This is a genomic window from Komagataeibacter xylinus (genome assembly GCF_004302915.1).
Taxonomy (GTDB): domain Bacteria; phylum Pseudomonadota; class Alphaproteobacteria; order Acetobacterales; family Acetobacteraceae; genus Komagataeibacter; species Komagataeibacter xylinus_C.
In genome coordinates, this window is the sequence record NZ_QQBI01000087.1 from 1 (window position 1) to 2,136 (window position 2,136).

Below are 2,136 nucleotides of genomic sequence, written 5' to 3' on the forward strand. Positions count from 1 at the left end.
AAATTTCTTTTGTGCAAAACAGACTTTTTCATAATCTAACCCGATGTACAACCCTTCTGTGAGATTTCCGCGTCGACTCCATTGCAGTCAGGATCTGCCAAAGATAACGCCGCTTCATTATTTCTGATGCCAGATAATCGGGAACCGAGCACGCTCGAACAAAACTTCGTTTTCTTGCGAATGCGCCGCTAATATCCGCATGGCACCGCACGGCATCTTTCGCGTGCGTCCAGTCCTGACCATGCTTGTGCTGAACGGGGTCAACCGACCGGACGGGATATGCCATGCGCGCGCCGAAGCAAAAATTGCGGATCACGGTGGTGCCACCCAAGGCACCACCTGCTGGCGTGTCGGCAAACAATGTCGCGCTCCTGCTCGCCTGCCTGATCGGACGGAAAATTGCCCGCGAACAGGCCGCACTGGCGGCTGTACAGAACCCTGATCTTCCCCCTGCCCGCTCACCTTCCACCTGACTTTCTTCTTCTCTTTTTCGTACAAATGTATTACGTTTGTACTGAAAACAGGGAGGTAGCTATGTCCGCCGTGACGTTCCGCGTCGATGACGCTCTCAAATCTGCCGCCGTCGCAAAACTCTCCGCGCACGGCCTGTCTCTCTCGGACGTACTGCGCGATACGCTGGCCTATATCGCCGAGACCGGCCAACCGCCGGTAAAGCGACGGCTTGTGACCGATGAAGATGCAAGGCTGATCGAAGTCGTCCGCGAACGCCTCGCCGATCCCGCCCCCCGCCACCGCATGACGCTGGCGGAACTCAAGGCCCGCCATCCCGATGACTGAATACGCGATCGAATTCGATGATCGTGCACTTCGGGAGTGGGACGGGCTGGACGGGAGCATTCGCAGGAAATTCGAGAAAAAGCTCGAAAAACTGGTTCTGAACCCGCATTCTCCCGGCAATGAACTGCACGGCGATCTCGCCGGATTCTACAAGATCAAGCTGCGACGGGACGGCTATCGCCTCGTCTATCAGGTCGTGGAACAGCGGATCGTCATCTTCGTCATCGCGGTGGGACGCCGCGAGGATAATGAAATCTACACGGCGGCAACCAAGCGCGTCCCGGAGACGCCAGCCGATCGGACAAAGCCGTCCAGCGGTAAAAGTCGTAAAAGGTAAGATTTATGCGAATAATACCTATACAGGTATTGCGTGGCGAAATCTTATATCTCTTTGAAATATAATGCTGATTGGCTATGCACGTGTAAGCACGGACGAACAAAACCTAGACGTGCAATTGGAGCATCTATGCAAGGTTGGGTGCGATTACATCTTTAAGGAAAAAGTTTCTGGTGCGGAGCGACAACGCCCAGAACTTAATCGGTTATTGAGAAAAGTCCGGCGGGGAGACGTGGTAATTGTCCATAGACTTGACCGCTTGGCACGGTCGACAAAACACCTTCTGAAAATTACGGAGTACCTCCAAAAGAAACAGACCGGATTTCGTTCCCTTTCTGAACCATGGGCGGATACGACGTCTCCAGCAGGACGGATGATCCTGACCGTATTTGCTGGCATAGCGGAGTTTGAGCGAGCCCAAATCAGAGAACGTACTGCAGCGGGTCGTGAGCTTGCGCGTGCACGAGGCGTTCATATGGGACGCCCCACAAAGCTGGCGCAGGCGGAAACGGCTTTAGCCTGCCAGATGGTGACCGAAGATGGGTTTTCGGTTGCGCAGGTAGCCGAAAAATTTGGGGTACACAAAGCCACGATCTACCGAATGCTGGTTAAAACCCAACATGTAAGGTCGTAAAAAACAAAAAATGGGACAAAAAATGTTTTGTAAATAATTATACCGATAACAAAATAAATGTCATGTTCGGAAATAAATATTTATATAATTTAAATATGTTTATTTTATAATTTCTATGAATATTTATGGTAATACACGCCTGTCCGTTCATGAACGGACAGGCGTGTATCCGGTATAGATAATATTGTATACTGGCGGGTTATCAACAACACATGCAGTCGGGGGTTCAGGGGCCGTGCGGCAACGAAACTGGGAGCAGCTATCATGGTGCCGAGCAGATTACGATTGCAATTGTGAGTGCTGGTTGTAATCTCCCCAAATGTGCTGGTTGAAAATTCCCCAGTTTGAGAACTGTGCGTGATCGTCA

The 2,136-nt window shown here is 51.3% G+C and carries 4 protein-coding genes; all 4 read left to right on the forward strand.

Annotated features, from left to right (window positions below):
• Positions 1-284: 284 nt before the first annotated feature.
• The 4 genes from DV027_RS17195 (at position 285) to DV027_RS17210 (ending at position 1,769) form a co-directional block, all read left to right on the forward strand.
• A complete protein-coding gene (locus tag DV027_RS17195; RefSeq protein WP_130732981.1) occupies positions 285-473 on the forward strand; it encodes a hypothetical protein in 189 nt (62 codons plus the stop codon).
• Positions 474-534: 61 nt separating this feature from the next.
• The gene (locus tag DV027_RS17200) at positions 535-798 is read left to right on the forward strand and encodes a type II toxin-antitoxin system RelB/DinJ family antitoxin (RefSeq protein ID WP_130732982.1); all 264 of its coding nucleotides are present in this window, start codon (positions 535-537) and stop codon (positions 796-798) included.
• Positions 791-1,135: a type II toxin-antitoxin system RelE family toxin gene (locus tag DV027_RS17205; protein WP_130732983.1), complete on the forward strand. Its 345-nt coding sequence runs from the start codon at positions 791-793 to the stop codon at positions 1,133-1,135. The genes DV027_RS17200 and DV027_RS17205 overlap by 8 nt, the downstream gene beginning before the upstream one ends.
• 64 nt (positions 1,136-1,199) lie before the next feature.
• Positions 1,200-1,769 (forward strand): recombinase family protein, encoded by a 570-nt coding sequence (locus DV027_RS17210; protein ID WP_130732984.1) that lies wholly within the window; start codon positions 1,200-1,202, stop codon positions 1,767-1,769.
• Positions 1,770-2,136: the final 367 nt, after the last annotated feature.

Excerpts from the sequence above, each read along its gene's own strand:
- DV027_RS17210 (WP_130732984.1), top strand. The coding sequence starts at position 1,200 with ATGCTGATTGGCTATGCACGTGTAAGCACGGACGAACAAAACCTAGAC.
- DV027_RS17205 (WP_130732983.1), top strand. The coding sequence starts at position 791 with ATGACTGAATACGCGATCGAATTCGATGATCGTGCACTTCGGGAGTGG.
- DV027_RS17200 (WP_130732982.1), top strand. The coding sequence starts at position 535 with ATGTCCGCCGTGACGTTCCGCGTCGATGACGCTCTCAAATCTGCCGCC.
- DV027_RS17195 (WP_130732981.1), top strand. The coding sequence starts at position 285 with ATGCGCGCGCCGAAGCAAAAATTGCGGATCACGGTGGTGCCACCCAAG.